This is a genomic window from Kitasatospora terrestris (assembly GCF_039542905.1).
Taxonomy (GTDB): Bacteria; Actinomycetota; Actinomycetes; order Streptomycetales; family Streptomycetaceae; genus Kitasatospora; species Kitasatospora terrestris.
This window is the reverse complement of record NZ_BAABIS010000001.1, coordinates 7,791,546-7,809,469: the sequence shown is the minus strand read 5'-3', so window position 1 is coordinate 7,809,469 and position 17,924 is coordinate 7,791,546. Positions and strand designations below refer to the sequence as shown.

The 17,924-nt window shown below is 73.5% G+C and carries 15 protein-coding genes and 1 pseudogene; 2 read left to right on the top strand and 14 right to left on the bottom strand.

Translation table 11 applies throughout. From position 1 onward, the window contains the following. Nucleotides 1–91 precede the first annotated feature (91 nt). From ABEB06_RS35845 to eccB, 7 genes are all read right to left on the bottom strand, one after another. The gene (locus ABEB06_RS35845) at nucleotides 92–391 is read right to left on the bottom strand and encodes a hypothetical protein (RefSeq protein ID WP_345701108.1); all 300 of its coding nucleotides are present in this window, start codon (nucleotides 389–391) and stop codon (nucleotides 92–94) included. Next, nucleotides 384–833: a YbaB/EbfC family nucleoid-associated protein gene (locus ABEB06_RS35840; RefSeq protein ID WP_345701107.1), complete on the bottom strand. Its 450-nt coding sequence runs from the start codon at nucleotides 831–833 to the stop codon at nucleotides 384–386. The genes ABEB06_RS35845 and ABEB06_RS35840 overlap by 8 nt, the downstream gene beginning before the upstream one ends. 172 nt (nucleotides 834–1,005) lie before the next feature. After that, nucleotides 1,006–3,252, bottom strand: coding sequence for a hypothetical protein (locus ABEB06_RS35835; protein ID WP_345701106.1), 2,247 nt, complete (start codon nucleotides 3,250–3,252; stop codon nucleotides 1,006–1,008). A gap of 102 nt (nucleotides 3,253–3,354) precedes the next feature. Beyond that, nucleotides 3,355–3,723: a hypothetical protein gene (locus ABEB06_RS35830; protein WP_345701105.1), complete on the bottom strand. Its 369-nt coding sequence runs from the start codon at nucleotides 3,721–3,723 to the stop codon at nucleotides 3,355–3,357. 13 nt (nucleotides 3,724–3,736) lie between these two features. Continuing rightward, a complete protein-coding gene (locus tag ABEB06_RS35825) occupies nucleotides 3,737–4,042 on the bottom strand; it encodes a WXG100 family type VII secretion target (RefSeq protein ID WP_345701104.1) in 306 nt (101 codons plus the stop codon). A 37-nt stretch (nucleotides 4,043–4,079) separates the two neighbouring features. Continuing rightward, the gene (locus tag ABEB06_RS35820) at nucleotides 4,080–4,406 is read right to left on the bottom strand and encodes a WXG100 family type VII secretion target (RefSeq protein WP_345701103.1); all 327 of its coding nucleotides are present in this window, start codon (nucleotides 4,404–4,406) and stop codon (nucleotides 4,080–4,082) included. A gap of 86 nt (nucleotides 4,407–4,492) precedes the next feature. Further along, nucleotides 4,493–5,953, bottom strand: coding sequence for a type VII secretion protein EccB (gene eccB / locus ABEB06_RS35815; protein WP_345701102.1), 1,461 nt, complete (start codon nucleotides 5,951–5,953; stop codon nucleotides 4,493–4,495). A 172-nt stretch (nucleotides 5,954–6,125) separates the two neighbouring features. Between eccB and ABEB06_RS35810 the strand changes: the two genes are divergently transcribed. Next, complete coding sequence (locus ABEB06_RS35810) at nucleotides 6,126–8,939, top strand: hypothetical protein (RefSeq protein ID WP_345701101.1); 2,814 nt, start codon at nucleotides 6,126–6,128, stop codon at nucleotides 8,937–8,939. A gap of 187 nt (nucleotides 8,940–9,126) precedes the next feature. Here ABEB06_RS35810 and ABEB06_RS35805 read toward each other — a convergent pair whose 3' ends face one another. The 7 genes and pseudogenes from ABEB06_RS35805 to ABEB06_RS35775 all read right to left on the bottom strand — a co-directional run bounded on the left by ABEB06_RS35805 (nucleotide 9,127) and on the right by ABEB06_RS35775 (nucleotide 15,738). Beyond that, nucleotides 9,127–10,146, bottom strand: coding sequence for a hypothetical protein (locus ABEB06_RS35805; protein ID WP_345701100.1), 1,020 nt, complete (start codon nucleotides 10,144–10,146; stop codon nucleotides 9,127–9,129). Nucleotides 10,147–10,253: 107 nt separating this feature from the next. Beyond that, the gene (locus ABEB06_RS35800) at nucleotides 10,254–10,619 is read right to left on the bottom strand and encodes a hypothetical protein (protein ID WP_345701099.1); all 366 of its coding nucleotides are present in this window, start codon (nucleotides 10,617–10,619) and stop codon (nucleotides 10,254–10,256) included. Nucleotides 10,620–10,771: 152 nt separating this feature from the next. Then, nucleotides 10,772–11,431, bottom strand: coding sequence for a response regulator (locus ABEB06_RS35795; protein ID WP_345701098.1), 660 nt, complete (start codon nucleotides 11,429–11,431; stop codon nucleotides 10,772–10,774). Then, complete coding sequence (locus ABEB06_RS35790) at nucleotides 11,428–12,633, bottom strand: sensor histidine kinase (protein WP_345701097.1); 1,206 nt, start codon at nucleotides 12,631–12,633, stop codon at nucleotides 11,428–11,430. The genes ABEB06_RS35795 and ABEB06_RS35790 overlap by 4 nt, the downstream gene beginning before the upstream one ends. Continuing rightward, nucleotides 12,633–13,466, bottom strand: coding sequence for a CPBP family intramembrane glutamic endopeptidase (locus tag ABEB06_RS35785; protein WP_345701096.1), 834 nt, complete (start codon nucleotides 13,464–13,466; stop codon nucleotides 12,633–12,635). The genes ABEB06_RS35790 and ABEB06_RS35785 overlap by 1 nt, the downstream gene beginning before the upstream one ends. 257 nt (nucleotides 13,467–13,723) lie before the next feature. Continuing rightward, a pseudogene (locus ABEB06_RS35780) lies at nucleotides 13,724–14,195 on the bottom strand (TetR/AcrR family transcriptional regulator). 412 nt (nucleotides 14,196–14,607) lie between these two features. Next, nucleotides 14,608–15,738, bottom strand: coding sequence for a PP2C family protein-serine/threonine phosphatase (locus ABEB06_RS35775; RefSeq protein WP_345701095.1), 1,131 nt, complete (start codon nucleotides 15,736–15,738; stop codon nucleotides 14,608–14,610). 243 nt (nucleotides 15,739–15,981) lie between these two features. Here ABEB06_RS35775 and ABEB06_RS35770 point away from each other — a divergent pair, with 243 nt between their 5' ends. Next, the gene (locus ABEB06_RS35770) at nucleotides 15,982–17,802 is read left to right on the top strand and encodes an ABC transporter ATP-binding protein (protein ID WP_345701094.1); all 1,821 of its coding nucleotides are present in this window, start codon (nucleotides 15,982–15,984) and stop codon (nucleotides 17,800–17,802) included. Nucleotides 17,803–17,924: the final 122 nt, after the last annotated feature.

The window sequence follows — 17,924 nt, the reverse complement described above, 5'->3', positions numbered from 1 at the left end:
CTGGCGTTCGGGGGAGATCGGGCGGCGCTCGGCCGCGGGTGGGGGCGGGGCTGGGACGGACTGCGGAGGCCGGGCCGGTCGAACGGTCCGGTCAGACCTGGTTCTTGGCGTCCTCTCCCGCGTTGTGCAGGATCCGGGAGCTCAGCCGGCCCTTGATGCCGAGAAGCTCCACCTCGCTGCTCACCAGCGTGAACAGCTTGACCAGATCGGCGGTCGGCTTGTCCACGTTCTCGTGGTACGTCTTGCCGATCTCGTCGTGCCCGGCCGAGTTCCGGTTGAACTCGTTGATCTCGACGCACCGGTTGCTGATGTCGGTGAGGATGTCCGCGAGCGGCCCGAACTTCTTGAACTTCTCTTCCAGGTCCCCGCCGACGTTCAGTCGGTCACCCACGGAACTCCTCCTGCCGGTCGTGCTTGCGCCGTTCCTCCGCGGCTTCCGCCTCGGCGTACCCGGGGCGCATCGCCTTCAGCGGCGCGAAGAGCTCGTCGAGCTCGGTGCCCTCCGTCATCGAGGCCCGGAGGGCCTCGCCCAGGCCGCTGAACGCCGTCATCCTGGTGGCGATCCGCTCGCCGAGGTCGGCCCGGGCGGTGTTCAGCACCTCGGTGATCGCCGCCCCGAGCTCGGTCGGGGCCATCGTCCGGTACGCGTTGGTGTGGAACACCAGGGACACCACCTGGCCCTGCGCGCCGACCGTCGCGGTGACCAGCCGGTCCTTGGAGGTCGCCGAGGCAGTGGCCGCCTCGAGTTCCTTGGCCGCGGCGGCCATCCGGCTGTGCTGTTCGGCCATGGTGGCCATGGCCTGCTCGATCTGCTCAGCGAACGAGAACGTCATCCGCCCGTGCCTCCCGTCTCTTCCCGTGGTCCCCGCGGTGCGTCCCGGGTCGGGTTCCGGGCCCGGGACGCACCGGCTCGTGGGGCCGTACGGTTCTCTCTACGGCCCGAGCGCGGCCGGCGGTTCGACACCGCCCGGGCGGGCCGGAGGGGCCGTGGACGGAACCGGTCCGTCAGCGACCGATGACGCCCGTCACCGCGCCCGAGTCGGTGCCCCAGACCTCCTCGTCCTCGGAGAGCCAGGTGGTGCGCTGCCGGTCCTTCTCCCCCTGGCCGGCCATCCCGGCTCCGGCCCCGGCGCCCATCGGCGGCATCATCGGGCCGGTCATGCCGCCGGTGGTGCTGATGCCCCGGCCCGTCAGCTGGGCTTCCTGGGCCGCGGCCTCGGCCGCCGCCTCGACCGTCGGCCTGACGCCCAGGGTCGAGGCCAACTGGCCGCCGATGCCGAGGCCCGCCGGGCCGGAGGCCACGCCGCCGACGGTCCTCGGGCCGGAGGACGCGCCGCCGGACCGCCCGCCGAAGAGGTCGGCCCCGGCTCCGCCCGAGCCTCCCGAGCCGAAGGAGACGCCGCTCCCACCGATCGAAGGGTTCCAGCCGCCCCCGCCGGTGCCCGAGGCGAGGGCGTGCTCCTGGTCGGTGAGCAGTTGCTCGAGCCGGGAGACCGGTCGCCCGTTCGCGTCCCGGACGGTGCCGTCCTCGGCGATGGTCCGGTCCTTGCCGAGCACCACCGGGTTGCCGTTGGAATCCTTCACCAGCGTGCCGTCGGGGGCGGTGACCGTCCCGTCGTCGTTCCGCTTCGAGCCCGGGGGCACCTTGAAGGGCGTGGCCGAGCCCGTGCCGCCGGTGGAGCCGGTCCCGCCGGAGGAGCCGCCCGGGCCGGGCTGGCCCACGACGGTGCCCGGCGGCACGGTCCAGGGCTTGCCGTCCTTGTCGAGGAGCGGCTTGCCGTCCTTGTCGACCAGTTGACCCTTGTCGTTGACGTGGGTGCCGGCCGGGACCATCTGCGGCTTGCCGTCCTTGTCGAGGAGCGGCTTGCCGTCCTTGTCCAGGAGCGGGACCTTGCCGGAGGTGTCGCCCCCGCCGATCCCCCCGATCCCGCCGATCCCACCTTTCCCGCCACCGGTGCCGCCGCCGGTGCCGCCGGTCCCGCCGATCCCCGGGGGCCCCTTGACGTCGGTCTTCGACCCGTCGCCCTTGTCGTCCTTGCCGTCCGGGGTCTTGACCTTGTCCTTGGGCAGGTTGAGGTCGACCTTCGGGATCGGCATCAGGAGGTCGGCCGCCGCGTCGTAGGCGTCGGTCAGTTTCCGCCCGGCGGTGGTCGCGGCCGAGTCGAGGGTCGCGACGACCCATTGGGTCCACTTCTCCTTCGCCTTGGCGTCCAGCTTGGCGACGAAGGCGTCCAGGCCCGCGCTGTCGGCCGCGCCGTTCTTGCTGGACACCAGCGAGATCCCCGCGCCGGAGACCGTGGCGGAACACGAGCCGGTGATGCTGGTGAGGACGGCACTGAGGTCCTTGACCAGCTCGGTGAACGCGTAGTGCACGCACGCGTACGGATTGGAATAGCTGCTCGTCAGTCCGTCGGCGCCGGTGTATTTCCAGTGCTCACCCTTGGCGTTGTCCCCGCTCTGGGTCACCAGTGTGTTCTTGTCGCCCGTCCAGACCTTGAAGCCGTTGTTGTACATGTACGTCAACTCGTCCCGCAGGGCGTCCCCGGCCTTGTGCAGCGTGTTGGCGACGGGATTGTCCGGGTACTTGTCCTTGGAGCCGGGCGCGGGTTGCGTCCTCGTGGCGGGCTTGGGCGGGCTCTGGTACGCGTTCACGTCGTGGCTGAGCCCGTAGTGCATTTGGATGAACTCGTTCTCCAGGCCGTAGAGGACCTCCCTGAACCGGCCGGCCGCAGAGCCCTGGAACTCGCTGTCCGGCTCGCCCAGGTCGGTGTACCACTTGTTCACCACCACCCGCTCGTCCGCGAAGAAGTTGTCGGCGGTGTAGATGGCCGCGGCGGCGTCCCACATCGTCGAGGGGGCCGTGGAGTCGTTGCCGGAGCAGCTTCCCGAGATCGACGGGCCGAGGATCTTGTCCGGACCGGAGTTGAACAGTCCCCAGGGGGTCGGCGTGGTGTCGCCCGGATTTCCGTCCCAGAACGGCCAGTTGCAGGTGACACCCAGGATCGTGCTGTAGGCGGTGCCACTCATCACGTAGACCCACTCGGCCCACATGTCGTACCCGGCGTCGCCCTTGTGGAGTCCGTCGTTCCTCTTGCGCTTCTCGTTTTCGGACTGCTTGTCCGTGATCAGGTAGTGGGCCTGTATCCAGGGGCTTCCGGTCACGTTCGCCCGCTTCGGGACACCGTCGGCCTGGTCCGACCCGGCGAACGCTTTCAGCAGATCGTCCCAGATGTAGTTCGCCTGGTCGGCCATGGTCTTCCTCCAAAAGGAGCGGAACGGGTTCTCGGTCGGCGGTGCGGCGCGGCGTCGGAAGGCCGTGCGGCCCTCCGACGCGGCGGCGGGGGTCTCCTGGGGTCAGGAGGGCGGCGCGCTCGGCGGGGTGATGCCGGTGAGCACGTCGTGGAAGACGTCCAGCACCTGGGTCTCCGAGAGGGCGTCGTCATTGCTCTCGTGCAGCGTCCGGCCGGCACTCAGCAGGTCGTCGGTGATGGTCTGGACCGTCGTGAAGACGGCTCCGATGCCGTCCTTCACACTCCCCGCGTAGGCGCTGTAGTTCACCTTCAGCGACTTGGCGGCCGTGAACAGGTCCTGACCCGCCTTCAGCGCCTCCGGCGCCTTGGTCCAGTTCGTCTTCTCGCCCTGCACCTCACCCTCGAGTCTCTGCAGGTCCGCGACGCGGCCGTTCAGGTAGGAGAGCGTGATCTTGATGTTGTCGCCGCTCATGCGCGGACCCCCCTCAATGGTGGGCGATCTTCTTACCGGCCTCGTGATCGCCGTTGATCATGGTCTCGTGCATCCGTTCGAGCGTGGTCGCCGCGGAGTCGATGTCCTCCTTCATCTGCACGTCGTTCGCGGCCACGGCTGCGGAGAACTCGTGGAACGCGCCGGCCGCGACACCCTGGAAGTGCCCGTTGTCGATCACGCTCGTCAACCTCTGCATGAGCTGCTTGAGGTTGGTCTCCATCAGGGAGCCCGCCGCGCGCAGTTCCCTCGCGGCCTGCTCGACCGTCTCGTGGTGGAGGTGGATGGTGCCGAAATCCATGGGATGTGTCCGATCCTTGTGTGTCCGTGAGGTGGTGTCAGTCGCCCTGCAGGCCGTAGTAGATGCCGTCGGCGGCGTGGGCGCGAGCGTCCTCCTCGGCCTGATTGAGGATCGCGTTGGCACCCTGGGTGGACTGCACGAAGCGCTCGAAGGCGCCGATGACCTGCTGGTAGCGGGTCATCCAGTCGACCAGCTTCTCCTGGTACGCGGTACTGGCGCTGGAGATGTAGCCCCCAGCGACCTCCTCCTTGATCCGCTCGACGGTGCGGCCGGCGGTCACCATGTTCTCGATCTGGTGTTCCAGGTCGGCGAGGACCTGGCGGATCGCCTCGTCCTCCTTGGTCAACATGCCCGGGTCAACCATGATGTGCTCCCTTCCCCTGCATCCGCCGGACGGAGGGCCCGGCGGGAATTCCTGTTCGACACAACGGCCCTGCGGCACACGGCGGTTCAGCCGCACGGAAGAACGGCCCGCGGCGAGGCCGTGGCGGCCGGCGCGGCGCTCGTCCCGTCGCCGAGGGCGGCCGGGTCGAGGACGGGCCCGGACGGCAGCAGCCCGAGCACCGTCGCTGGCACGCCGACCGGGGCGGCACTGCCGTAGCCGAGCAGCTTCGCCACCGCCGGGGACGGCAGCGGATAGCGCACCCCGGTCTCGGTGACCAGGTACTCCGTGCTGCCCGCCCCCGCACCGGACAGCGCCCGAACCAGGGCGCCGTGGCCCGGACGGACGGCGATCAGGTCTGCGGTCGCGCAGGCGCCCGCCGGGGTACCCGCCGGAACGGCCGGGGCGCGGCCCGCCTCGGCCCGTTCGGCGGGGAGCACGGTGACGCCGGTCGTCGGGGATCCGCTCCCGGCGTGAACGTCGACGCAGACGCCCTCCCCCCGCTGCGGAGCCACCAGGGCGGGCGGCCGGTCCGGGAGCCCTGCGCCGGGCGGGGCGCCGGGCGCGGTGTGCCCGGCGAGGTCCATCGCGCCGATCGGCGCGGCGGTCGGCGCGGCGCCGCCGTAGGCGTCCTTCTGCGTCCGCAGGTCGCCGAGCACCAGCCCGTACAGGGTCTGGGTGAGCGGCACCAGACCGCCCCGGGTGAGCAGGTAGTGCGCGCCGCCGGGCCCGTCGAAGAGCTGGCCGACCCGGGTCGGCCTTCCGCCCAGCGCGGGCCCCGCCTCCCCCCGCCCCGGGACGGGCGGCGCGGCGAGGTCCGGCCCCGCGGGCAGCGCGTCCAGCAGGCCGGGCTTGACCGGCAGCGGGGTCGATCCCCCGTAGCCGAGCGCCTGCAGTGCCTGGTTCCCGGTGTCGACCCGCAGGTGCTGGCCCTGCCAGAGCAGGTGCACGGAGCCGTCCGGCACGGACACCAGCAGCCCCTGGTCCCTGGTCAGGACCCGCCCCTCGGTGGACGGGTCCACCACCAGACCCAGCCGGGGCACCGGTGTGCCGGACGGGCCCGGCCGGGCGGTGCCGCAGACCAGCCAGACGCCCCCCGCCAGGTCGGCCGGCTGCGGCAGGCCGTCGGGGGCACCGACGATGCCGATCGGCGCGCCGCGCGGGGCGTCCGCGACCGAGTTCCGGCCGACCTGGCGCACCGTCATCCGCTCACCGGCCACCAGCCGGGCGCTGGCGTCGTTCAGCACCGGGTGCAGCTGCCCGCCGACGTAGAGGTAGCGGGCACCCGTCTCCTCGACCACCACGAGGGTGCCGGACGTCGCCCAACTGTCGTTGCCCCCGGGGCTGATCACGCCGTACACGGCGACTCCCAGGCCGGCCAGCACCGCCAGCGCCAGCCCCGTCATGGTGCCCCGCACGGTCCGCCCGTTGGGGGTGTCGGGTGCGTCGGGTTCCGCGCGCAGCATGCCCGCGGCCATCCTGCTGACCACGAACATGTGCGCCTGCACCTGGTCACGACGGGACTGCATCCGGTTCCTTCCCGGCCCACGGGGGCGCGTTCTCGGCTTCACCGGACGCGCGTCCTGCACGTCCTCTCCCGAGTCACGGGCCGTGGGCGCCGCACGGTTCACCGGGCCCGCCCGGGTCGGTACGGGCGGGCCCGGTGAACCCCGGGGCGGCCGGGGGCCGTAGAACCCGGCGATGAGTGCCTTCCGTTCCGGCTCCGCCACCGGCGACGCCCCGCAGCCCGACCCGCCCCGCCGACGGTTCGGCCGTCGACGCCGGGCGGCCGCCGCGCTGCCCGCCGGGACCGGCCCGGCGTCGGAGGTCGTGCGGCCGGAACCCGCCGGGCCGGCACACCGGTCCGAGCTGCGGGAGCTGGGGTCGCACGTCGTGATCGCCCCGGCCGCGGCCAACTTCGACGACCTGTGGGCGGCGGTCGGGGTCCTGCGGCCGATCCCGGGCAGCCTGGTGGTGGTGGCCGCCGACGACGACGCCGCGCCCGTCCTGCGCGACCGGATGGGCGAGCTCGGCGGCCTCGCCCGGGCCCGCGGCGCGACCGTCCTGGTGCTGGCCGCGTCCGGCCTGGCCGCGCTCGCCCCGAACGGCCGCCGCCCCGCCGAGGTGGTCGCCGCCCGGGCCGGGGTTCCGGTGATCGCCCCCGACGGCCTGGTGGAGATCACCCCCGACGGCGACCTCGACGTGCTCGCCCCGGACGGTGCGTCAGGACCCGCCTCCTGGTGGTACTGCGCCCCCGACGCCACCCCCCGCCGCGCCCGCCGGGCAGCCCGTGTGCCCACAGCCGTCCCCGCGCTCCGGTCCGCCGTCCCACCGACCGTCCGGGTGCGCACGCTGCCCGCCGGGTACTGGCTCACGCACGTCGCGGCCCCCGCCCCCGGCCCGCTGCCCGGACTCGCGATGGCCGCCGGCCCGCTCGGCAGTACCGTCCTGGTGGTCGGTACGCCCGCCGCGCCCGTCCTGCTGCCCGAGGACTTCGTCGCCGCCGTCACCGCGCTGCCCGCCCTCCCCGACCGGCTGGTGGTCAGTGCCCCGTGGGCGGCCCCCGACGAACTCACCGCGCTCACCGCCGCGCTCACCACCCGGCTGGACCGGCCCGTGCACGCCTCGATCGGGGTGCCCATGGCCGGGAAGACCGGCCCCACCTCGCGCATCCTGGACGCCCAGGGACACCCGCGCTGGGAGCCGTTCCTGCGGCAGCTCTCCGCCGTACCCGGCGACGCCGTCTCCCCCGTCGCCTGGCACAACGGCGGCGCCGACTGGCGCACCGAACGGCCCGCCGTCTTCAGCGCGTTCCCGCACTGGGCGCTGGAGGCCGTCCCGGCCGGCCTCTGGCTGCGCCCCGAACCGCCGCACGTGCTGACCCCCCGGTTCCGCCGGCCCGAGGCGGCCCGTCCGCTGCTGATCGTCGGCGAACGCGACCGCCCGGTCGCCCCGGACGTGTTCGAGGAACTCGGCTGCCTCCTCGACCGGCTCCCCGCCGTCGGGGTGCACGGCTTCGGCCTGCTCGTCCACGGCCTGCTCGAACCGGCCGCCGCCCCCGTCGCCCGGTTCCTCGCCCGCACCCACGACCTCGACTGGCTCGGCCCCGAACAGCCCGTCGGCGCCGCGCCCCACCCCGCGCCCGTCCGCTACGGCGCCGTCGCCCCGCCGCCACCGCCCGTCCCGCACCACCAACGGCCCGTTCCCCCGCCGGCCACGGCTCCGACCGTCCGCACCTCCACCTCCGCGGCGGCCGGGCCCGCAGCCGTCGCACCGATCGGCCCGCCCACCCGCACCACCGCCTCCGGCGGCCCCGACCTCCCCGCCCTCGGCACCGCGTCCGCGCCGCAGGCCGGGGAGCCCACCGCGACCGCTTCCGCCGGCTCCCCGTCACGGCCGGCCGCCGAACCGGCCGACACCCCGGCAGAGTCCCCACAGACCGGAGCACCAGCCGCCGAACGGGCCCGACCGGCCGACGCCCCGGCAGGATCCTCCCGGACCGGAACGCCACCGGCATCCACGCCCCCGCGGGCCGACGCGCCGCCCGTCCCCTCGCCCGACACCGACCCTGCTCCCCCGCCCGACACCGACCCTGTGCCTCCGCCCGACGAGCAGCCCGAGCCCACCGCACGACGCCGGTCCGCACCGGTGTCCGCGCCCCCGCTCGGTGGCACCCCGGGCTCTTCCGCGCCGGGCAGGTCAGCACCGCGCCCGGTCCGGGCCGAGGGCCCGTCCGCACCCGCACCCACCGGGGTCAGCACCGCCGAGGACCGGGCCGCCGTCCGGGCGCTGCTCGGCGAGCACTACCGCCGGTGCTCGGGGACGGTGGAACAGCTTTCGACCCGGCTCCCCGGCCTGCGGTTCACCGCCGGGGACGACATCACGCCGGACCTGGCGGCCGTCCTGCTGCACCACACCGAAGCCGGCGTTCCGGCCGACCGGGACGGACTGGTCGCGGCGGCCCGCTCCGGCGACCCCCGGCTCGCGCCGTTCCTGCGGTGCCTGGGCTCCGGGCTGCGTCGGCTGCCGAGTCACCACGGCGCGGTCCTGCTCACTGCCCCACCCGGGTCGGACCGGGACGACCTGTTGGCGCAGTACCGGGTGGGGCAGCAGCTGACCGAGCCGGCCCCGGTCACCGGACTGACCGCGACCGCCGCCGAACTGCCGGGTTCCCCGGTGGAGTTCGTGATCTGGTCGGTCACCGGCCGACGCACCTCCGCGTTCGCCGTCGGCCCGGAGGAGACCCGGGTCACCTTCCCCCCGGCCACCGCGTTCACCGTCCTCGATGTCCTGCCGGCCGACCCGGCGGACGGGCCCGCACGGGTACTGCTGCGCGAGTGCGGCGGCACGGACGCCGATCCGGTCGGCCGCGACCGCGACGCCCTGACCCGTCTCCACTCATGGCTGGACCGCCGCGACCGGCTGACCACGGCCGAACGCCGGACGGTCGAGCACCCCGGCCGCTACCACCTCACGCCGGGCGTGGAACTCTGCCCCGCACCGGACCCCGGGTAGCCCCGCCCCGGCAGTCGACGGCGACCCCGGACGGCATCGGCCCCACCCCCGACCTGACGTCACGTCGAACGGACCGCCCGCGGGGCCGCCGGGCCACGGAGCCGGAGAACCACCACGGCGCGCCCCGTGGCAGCCGGCATCCCCCGGCGACCCGCCGCTCAGCCGACCGCCCCGGCGGGCCCGGTCCTCAGACCTCCGAGCGGCCGATCTCGACGGTGCGCGCCGTCCGCCCCGTGGCCTCCTCCACCGCCGACAGGCGCTCGGCCGCCGGAGGAACACCGCGGTCCGCCTTCCACCGGCCGGGCTCCGCAGAACCGCTGTTCGCGGTACGCCGCCCACCGAGAGCCCCCCGCCGCGGCCAACCGCCGGCAGTCCCGGACTCGTCGTCCTCACCGTCCTCGACATCCCAGAGCGCGGGCGTCCGGCGCTCCTCCGGTTCCGGGGCAGCGCGTTCCGCCTCCCGGGACGCGGGCGCACGGCGCGGCGCCCACGACGACTCCGCGGCGGCGGCCGCGCGGCGCGGTACCGACCAGGCACCGACATCCTGTCCAGCCAAGGCGTCGAGGACGGTCTCCTGTCCGATGGCCTCCCTCGCCGGAGTCGCCGGCCGCGCCTCCACGCCGCGCATCGGGTGCAGGGCCCGGCCCTGCTTCGGGCGGATCGCCCGGAGCTCCCCCGGCCCGAGCATCTCCTCCGGCACCAGGGCCAACTCCCAGCCTTCGGGGACGGGGGGCTGCTCGGGCCGCCGGTGCACCGCCCCCGCCGCCGGGGTCTCCTGCCGCTCCGCCCTCGGCGCCCGTTCCTCCCGGTACCCGCCGTCGAACGCCCCCGACTCCGGCTCCCGCCCCCAGCCGTGAGCAGCACCGCCGCCACCGGGCGTCGAATCGCTGGAGGTCCTCACCACGGGCCTGCTGGCCGGCGGCGGTGGCGGGGCGACCCGGGTCGGGGTGTCGAGACGGTGGAGGTGCAGGGTGAGGCCGTGGCTGCGCACGGTTCCGGCCCCGGCGTCCTGCCAGGGGGACGGCTGCCAGCCCGCGCCGGCGGCGAAATGTTCCGGTGTCAGGTGCCATTCGGCGGCGGCAGGGACGTCCAGGACCGCACCGACCACGCCGGGCAGGATCAAGGTGCCGATAGGGGTGCGGGCGACCGCGCGCCGCTCCTGCCCGGTGTCGGTACCGAGCACCGTGATCCGCCACGCTCCGCTCATCCGCAACAAGGGCTGCCTCCCCGGGTCCGCGCGGGGCGGACGGTCCGGCCCCGCTACCTGCTCGACGGACCGCCGAACATCCCGGGTTCAGCCCGGCCCATGGCGGTTCAGCGCGACAGCTCGGCCACCAGCTCCTGGACGCCGTCCTCGCCGAAGCGATGCACCAGCAGCGCCACCCACCGCACCGCGTCGGCCCGTTCCGCGGTCGTCCAGTACGCGGCGGACGGGTGCTCGTCGATCACCAGCGCCTCCGCCAGCGCGCTCAGTTCGGGGGGCGCCTCCCCCGGCAACCCGTCGAACTCCCGCAACGCCAGCCGGCGCGCCGCCTCGGCGACCTCGGCACCGGTGGCGGGCGGCACCGCCAGCGCGCCACCACCCTCGCCCGCCCCGGGTCCGACCCCGGACGGCTCCGATACCTCCTCCTCCGCCAGCCAGGACCCGATCAGTTCACGCATCGCCTGTTCCCCCGTCATGCCCCTCAGGATGCCAGCACCGCCGCCGGCCATCACCACCATTCCTGTCGACGAGAACGGCCGCACCCCCGCCCGACGTTCATCCGGCGGCCGCCCTGCTCCGGCGCGGCCGTGTCGGTGGGGCCGCAGGACCTGGGGCCTCACGTGCCCGGTCAGGTGACCAGGCCTTGGCGGTAGGCGTAGACGACGGCCTGGACGCGGTCGCGGAGGTGAAGTTTGGCAAGGATGCGGGAGACGAAGGTCTTGACGGTCTCAGGGCTGATGACGAGGGTTGCGGCGATCTCGCTGTTGGAGAGACCCTCGGCGATGAGGCGGAGAACTTCCAGCTCGCGAGGGGTGAGCGGGACGTCCCGGTGGGTCTTCTCCGCGGGGCGGATGCGGGCGGCGTAGTGTCCGACGAGGCGGCGCGTCACGTCGGGGTCGAGGAGGGCCGCGCCGGTGGCGACGGTCCGGATGCCGTGGAGGAGTCGGTCCGCGGGTGCGTCCTTGAGGAGGAAGCCGCTGGCGCCGACGCGCAGCGCCTCGTAGACGTACTCGTCCAGGTTGAACGTGGTCACCACGAGGACTTTGACGGGGTGGGGCACTCCGACGCCGGCCAGCAGGCGGGTGGCTTCGAGGCCGTCGAGGACCGGCATCCGGATGTCCATCACGACGATGTCGGGTCGCACCTCGCGGGCGAGGTCGACACCGGTCCGTCCGTCTCCGCACTCGCCCGCCACCTCCATGTCGGGCTGGGCGCCGATGATGGTGACCAGGCCGGTGCGGACCAGCATCTGGTCGTCGCAGACCAGCACCCGGATCGGTGCGCTCACGAGGTGCCGTCGGCGGGGATGCGTGCCCGGACGGTGAAGCCGCCGTCCGGGTCGGAGCCTGCGCTGAAGTCACCGCCCAGGACGTCGACGCGCTCGCGCAGGCCCGCCAGGCCCCGTCCGCCGCCGGCTGCGGCTGTGGCTGTGGCGGCGCGTGAGCCGGTGCCGTCCGTGCTGACCTCCACGGTGATCTCCGTTTCGCCGCGCTGCACCTGCACGGAAGTGCGGCTTCCGTGGGCGTACTTGAGGGCGTTGGTCAGTGCTTCCTGCACCACCCGGTAGGCGACGAGGTCGGCGCCGCCCGTGGATGCCGGCTGCGGGCCCCACTCGGTGAAGTCCACGGGCTGTCCCGCCCGGCGGGTCTGCTCGACGAGCGTGAGGACCCTGCCGGCGGCCGGTGTCCTGGCCTGCGTCGCCTCCGTCGGGCCGAGACCGTGGTCGGTGCCGTGATCGGTGTCGTGGGCGGGCTTGAGCAGGTCCAGCAGGTGACGCAGGTCGGTGAGGGCGAGGCGGCCGGTGTCGCTGACGGCGGTCAGTGACCTTTCCAGCCGCTCGGGTGCGGCGGTCAGGTAGCGGGCGGCTTCGGCCTGTACGACCATCGCTGTCACGTGGTGGGTCACCACGTCGTGCAACTCGGCGGCGATGCGGGTCCGTTCGGCGGTACGGGTGTCGGCAGCCACGCGCTCGCGCCGTGCGGCCTCCGCGGCCCGCGTGGATCGCAGCCACGCCCCGGCGCGCCAGGCCAGGGCGAGCGTCAGGTAGAACGTCACGAACTCCGTCGCCGTCTCGCCGCCCGAACCGAGCCGGGCGAGCGCGACGGCCAGCGGCACGTACGCCACGGACAGAACGGCCGCGGTGGTGCGCCGAAGCCGTTCCAGATGGGAGCCGGCACTGATCAGCGCGACGGGCAGGGCGGTACCGGCGGCCGAGTGGTAGCCGCACAGCTGGTCGAGGGCGAAGCCGCACGCCGCCAGCGCGAGGCAGACGACCGGCCACCGCCGTCGCACCACGGGGGAAAGGCATTCGAGCGCGAGGGCGACGACGGCGAGCGCGTCGAAGGGGCGGGTGGGCAGGTCCCCGACCTGCGTACCGTGGCCGCGCAGTCCCGGCAGGAACGACGCGACCAGGAACAGCACCCCGAGCGGGAGGTCGCGGAGGGTGACGTCAAGTCGGCGCCACACCCGACCGGCCTCCCGAACGCTCATCACCGGGCGAGTGTAGCGAGGGCGTCGACCCGCTCGGCGCGCCGCCGAGGGACGATGTGGCCGCGCCGACGGGCCACCCGCAGGAAGACGAGCGTGACCAGCACGCCGGACAGCGTCGCGTACACGCTGGCCTCCGGGCCGAACTCGCCGCCGGTGATCAACGCGGCTCCCGACGTCGAGGCGTCCAGCAGCCCGTGGGTGGCGCCGTTGCCCGAGACCTCGGTGCCGAAGATGCCGGACTCCGCGAAGTTCCAGCCGAAGTGCAGCCCGATCGGCAGCCACAGGGAGCGGGTGGCGGCGTACGCGGCGGCGAGCATGCCGCCGGCCTCGATCGCGATGGCGGCGCCGCCGAGCAGGGTGGCATCCTGGTTGAGCAGGTGGACCGCGCCGAACACGGTGCCGGACAGGGCCAGCGCCAGGTACGTTCCGAGGCCGCGCTCCACGAGTCGGAAGAGCAGGCCGCGGAACATCAGCTCCTCCGTGACGGCGGCACCCGCCATGAACCCGACCAGTCCGATCGCGCCGGTCGCCGAGCCGAAGCCGTGGACCTCGTAGTCCCCGAGGACATAGATGTTCGCGATGACGACCCCGAACATCGCGACCCCGGTCACCAGGCCCACCAGGAGCGACCCGGGCGCTCCTTCGCGGGCCAGTTCCGTGACCGGGCGCCGCTCGGTACGCCCCACGACCCAGCGGTAGACGAGCACCAGGAGCACGGCCGACAGGGCGCCCACGAGGAGCGAGAGCCACGGGCTGTCCTGGACCGCGGCGGCGCCTTGACCACTGACCGCACCGGCCAGGCCCACGGCCAGGATCTGCCACACCGGCTTCATGACGACTCCTTCTTCGGTTCCGTTCCCGGTTCCTCGTCCGGTCCGCGGCCAAGGCGCCGCGGCTGAACCGAACGCTACGGAAACGGCGATCAGCAATCGTCACCTCACAGGGGACACCTGCGCGTAGCTCTCCCGGGGGACAGACCCCCACTCGGGGTCCATACCGCCGTGTGAGGCGCCTTGGAATCAACCATCGTGCGCGGTACGACCCGTGGACCGCCGTGAAGGTGGGCCTCGGCGGGCAGTCGCCGTCGCCGTCACTCCGGCCGGGAGTGCCGCAGTCCGCACAGGAGCAGTTCGATCAGGCGCCGGGGTTCGTACTGCGGATCTCCGCCTCCGATGCACAGGTTGCCGATGCCGCGCATGAGTTCGTAGGGCCGGGTGCCCGCCCTGACCTCACCGGCATCGACCGCGGCGTCGAGCAGCCGCCCGCAGACCGGCAGCGGACGGTCGAGGAAGTAGCCGTGCAGTGCGACGAACGGGGATTCGGCGCCGGCCAGCAGCTCCGGCCCAGCGTCCGCGCACTCCTCGATCTGGTTGCGGTACACGGCCGTGACGAGATCGGCCCGGGTCGGGAAGTGCCGGTAGATCGTTCCCGTCCCTACACCCCCCCTTGGCCGCGATCTGCCGGATCGGCGCGTCGACGCCGGAGGCCACGAACACTTCGGCGGCGGCCGCACCTCCCGCCTTCTGGGTCGTGGTGCCCGGCTCCTTCGGCCTGCTCAACACCGCGCAGATCGAGGTCGGGAACGGGGCGCAGGCCGTCCTCGCCGCGGTGGGGGCCCTGTTCGGCGTCAGCGTCGGAACCCTGATCGGCTCGGTGATCAGCCGGATCCCCCGGCCCACGGCCACCTGCTGCGGCGGCGTCCCTGACCCGCGCACGGCCGGGACACCGCCGACTCCACGCCCTGCCAGCAGCCGAACCCGGGCTCGGCACCGTTCCCCCACCGACGCCGCGCCGGCGTCGTCGAGCGCCCGCCCCCCTCCGGCCGCCCGGCGACCGACCGGACGCCCGGGCCGTCACCTCTCGCCGCGGTCAGCGGCTCGATCAGGCCCACGAGGTGGCCCGCTCGGGCTCCTGATGCTCCCTGCTGAAGGCCTTGACCACCGTGGCTCCGGAGTCCCTCACGGTCCTGGCCGACTACAACAGCCCGTGAAGACCGTGGCCGGGCTGTCCGGCCGTGCGCCGGACGGCCACGACGGCCGCGTCGTCCCCGAGGCGCCCGCCGGCATGGGCCAGCAGATCGCGACGGATGTGGTTGACCAGCGCCTCCGGCGTGCAACCGGTCCAGCGGACGACCCGTTCGGCCAAGGGGTAGAACACGCCGGCCCGGTCGCGTGCCTCGACCACACCGTCGGTGTAGAGCAGGAGCGTGTCCCCGGCCTCGAACGGGAACGTGTCGTCCGGGTAGTCGTCCGCCACGAGGGTGCCGAGGCCCAGGGGCGGTGCGGCACCCGCACCGTCGAGCGGGACGACGCGATCGTGGCGCAGGAGCAGCGGTGGCGGGTGTCCGCAGTTGGTCAGGCGGGCCGACGGGGCGTCATCGGGGATGTCGAGGAACAGGGCGGTGACGAAGTGCTCGGCGCTCTCCCGGTCCGTCTGGGCGAAGTCGAGCAGGTACCGGCTGACGTTGCGGTCCAGCGCGCAGGCGAGGTCCGGCAGTGCGGCGTGCTGTGCGGCGATGAGCCGAAAAGCGCTGATCAACAGGGCGGACTCACCGACGGCGGCCAGGCCCTTGCCCCGGACGTCGCCGATGATCATCCGCGCCCCGTCGTGGGTACGGGTCGCGGTGTAGAGGTCACCGCCGATCTGGGCCTCGTACTCCGCGGCCAGGTACATGGTGGCGATCTGCAGGGCGCCGATCCGTTCGGGAATCGGGCGCAGCAGTGCGCGCTGGGCGGCTTCGGCCACCGACTGGGCGCGGGCCAGCTGCCGACTGCGGCGATCACGGACCGCCGTGAAGAGCGCGATCATCAAGGACAGCGCGGTGAGGGCGGCGAGCTGTGCCGGGTGGTCGCCGTCGGTCACGCCGCCGCGCAGGACGGCGATGAGGAAACCGGCGGCGACAGTGAGCGCGCAGACCGCGGCGGTGACCCGGGCCCCGGCGAAGGACGGGGTCAGCGCGGGAGCGATCACGAGCAGCGGGCCGAGATGGGCCGAGGCGGGCGACTCGAGAATCGCCGCGGTGAGCACCACGACGAGGGCCACCGGTACCAGCACCAGGGTGCGTTCCCGGAACCGCCCGCCGGCCGAGCGCCGTTCGCTGTCCATGTCCTCAACTGTGCGCCGCGGCCCGCGGCGGCGGCATCCGGCGCGGGCGGAGTCCGCGGCCGACCACCCGTACGGCACAGCGCGACGGCGTCGAGCGGGAGAAAACGCTTGGACTCCTGCGGTCCCGTCGCGGGAAACTACGGTTCCTGCCCTCTCCGCTTCCCCACTGTCTGTCCATCACGCGTCGTTCCGTTCCTCAGGAGGGGCAGGCCCTGGGCCGCCGCACGACACAACGAGGTCGGGATGGGATCGTCCGAGTCACTCCAGGGGGCGCCGGGCAGGCGCTCGGTACTCCTCGCTCTTCGCCACTACGGACGGGAGCTGGCCCGGCTCCCGCGCCTGACGGTGCCGGGCATGCTACTGCCGGCGTTGGGCAACATCGGGATCGGCTATCTCGCGCCGCTGGCCGTGGCGAAGCTCGTCGGACGGATCGCCGGCCATGACGGTGTCGACGTCGGCTCGATGCTGCCGTACGTCCTGGGCTTCGCCGGCGCCCTGCTGGCCGGGGAGGCGCTGTGGCGCGTCGGCCTGCACTGCCTGAACCGCCTCGACGCCCTCGGCATCGAGCACCTGTACGTGATCGGCATGGACGAACTCTTCGCCAAGGACGCGGCGTTCTTCCACGACAACTTCGCCGGCTCGCTGACCAAACGGGTGCTGAGCTTCGCCTCCCGCTTCGAGGAGTTCGTCGACACGCTGACGTTCTCGGTCGTGGCCAGTTTCGTGCCGCTGCTCTTCGGCTCGGTGGTGCTGTGGCGCTACGAACCGCTCCTCGTGGTCGGGCTGCTGGCCATGATCGCGCTGACGGCGCTGTGCGTGGCGCCGCTCATCCGCCGCCGCCAGGCGCTGGTCGACCAGCGTGAGGAGGCGATCGCCCGGGTTTCCGGCCATGTCGCCGACAGCCTGATGAACATGGACACGGTCCGGGCGTTCGCGGCCGAGGAGGGCGAGGCGGCCGAGCACCGGTCCCGCGTCGCGGAGTCGCGCCGGCTCTCCCTGCGTTCGTGGGACTACGGCAATCTGCGCATCGACACGCTGGTCGCGCCGATGTCGGTGCTGACCAACGTGCTCGGCCTGCTGCTGGCGGTGACGCTCGGCGGGGGTCGACACGGCGTGGAGGCGGTGGTGGTCGCCTTCACGTACTACACCAACGCGACACGGATCATGTTCGACTTCAACCAGATCTACCGCCGGTTGGAGAGCTCGCTGACGGAGGCCGCGCAGTTCACCGAACTGCTTCTGACGCCGCCCGCCGTCCTCGACCCCGCGTCGCCGGAGCCGCTGCTGCGGCGAGGCGCGGACATCCGCTTCGAGCGGGTGAACTTCGCCCACTCGGGCGCGGACCCGATCTTCCGGGGCCTCGACCTCGCGGTGCCCGACGGGGCCAAGTTCGGCCTGGTCGGCCGCTCCGGCGGCGGAAAGACCACCCTCACCCGACTGCTGCTGCGGATGACGGACATCGACGCCGGCCGGATCCTGATCGGGGGTCAGGACATCAGCCGGCTGCGCCAGGCCGACCTGCGCAGCCTGATCGCCTACGTACCGCAGGACCCCGCGATGTTCCACCGGACGCTGCGGGACAACCTCGCGTTCGCCCGGCCGGACGCCACCGATGCCGAGATCCGCCGCGCCGCCGAGGCGGCGCACGTCACGGAGTTCACCGACACCCTGCCGCACGGCTTCGACACCATGGTGGGCGAGCGCGGTGTCAAGCTGTCCGGCGGGCAGCGGCAGCGGGTCGCCCTCGCCCGGGCGATCCTGCGCGACGCGCCCATCCTGCTGCTCGACGAGGCGACCAGCGCCCTGGACTCGGAGAGCGAGCTCCTCGTCCAGGAGGCACTGTGGCGGCTCATGGAGGGGCGGACGGGCCTCGTGGTGGCACACCGGCTGAGTACGGTCGCCAAGATGGACCGGCTCGTCGTCCTCGACCGTGGCCGGATCGTCGAGCAGGGCACCCACGAGGAACTGCTCACGTCGGAGGGCGCCTACGCGAAGCTCTGGCAGCACCAGTCGGGCGGCTTCCTCGACGACACCCCCACCACCGTGCGGGTCGACCTGCACTGACGTCGCGGAAGACGAATCCTTTTCCCGGCTGGTGACTCTTGTGCCCCTCCTCCGCGTCCCGAGGGGTACTCCTGGTGCACGTCCCGGCCCACCCCCTGCCGCGCGACCTCGTGCTGCAGGCC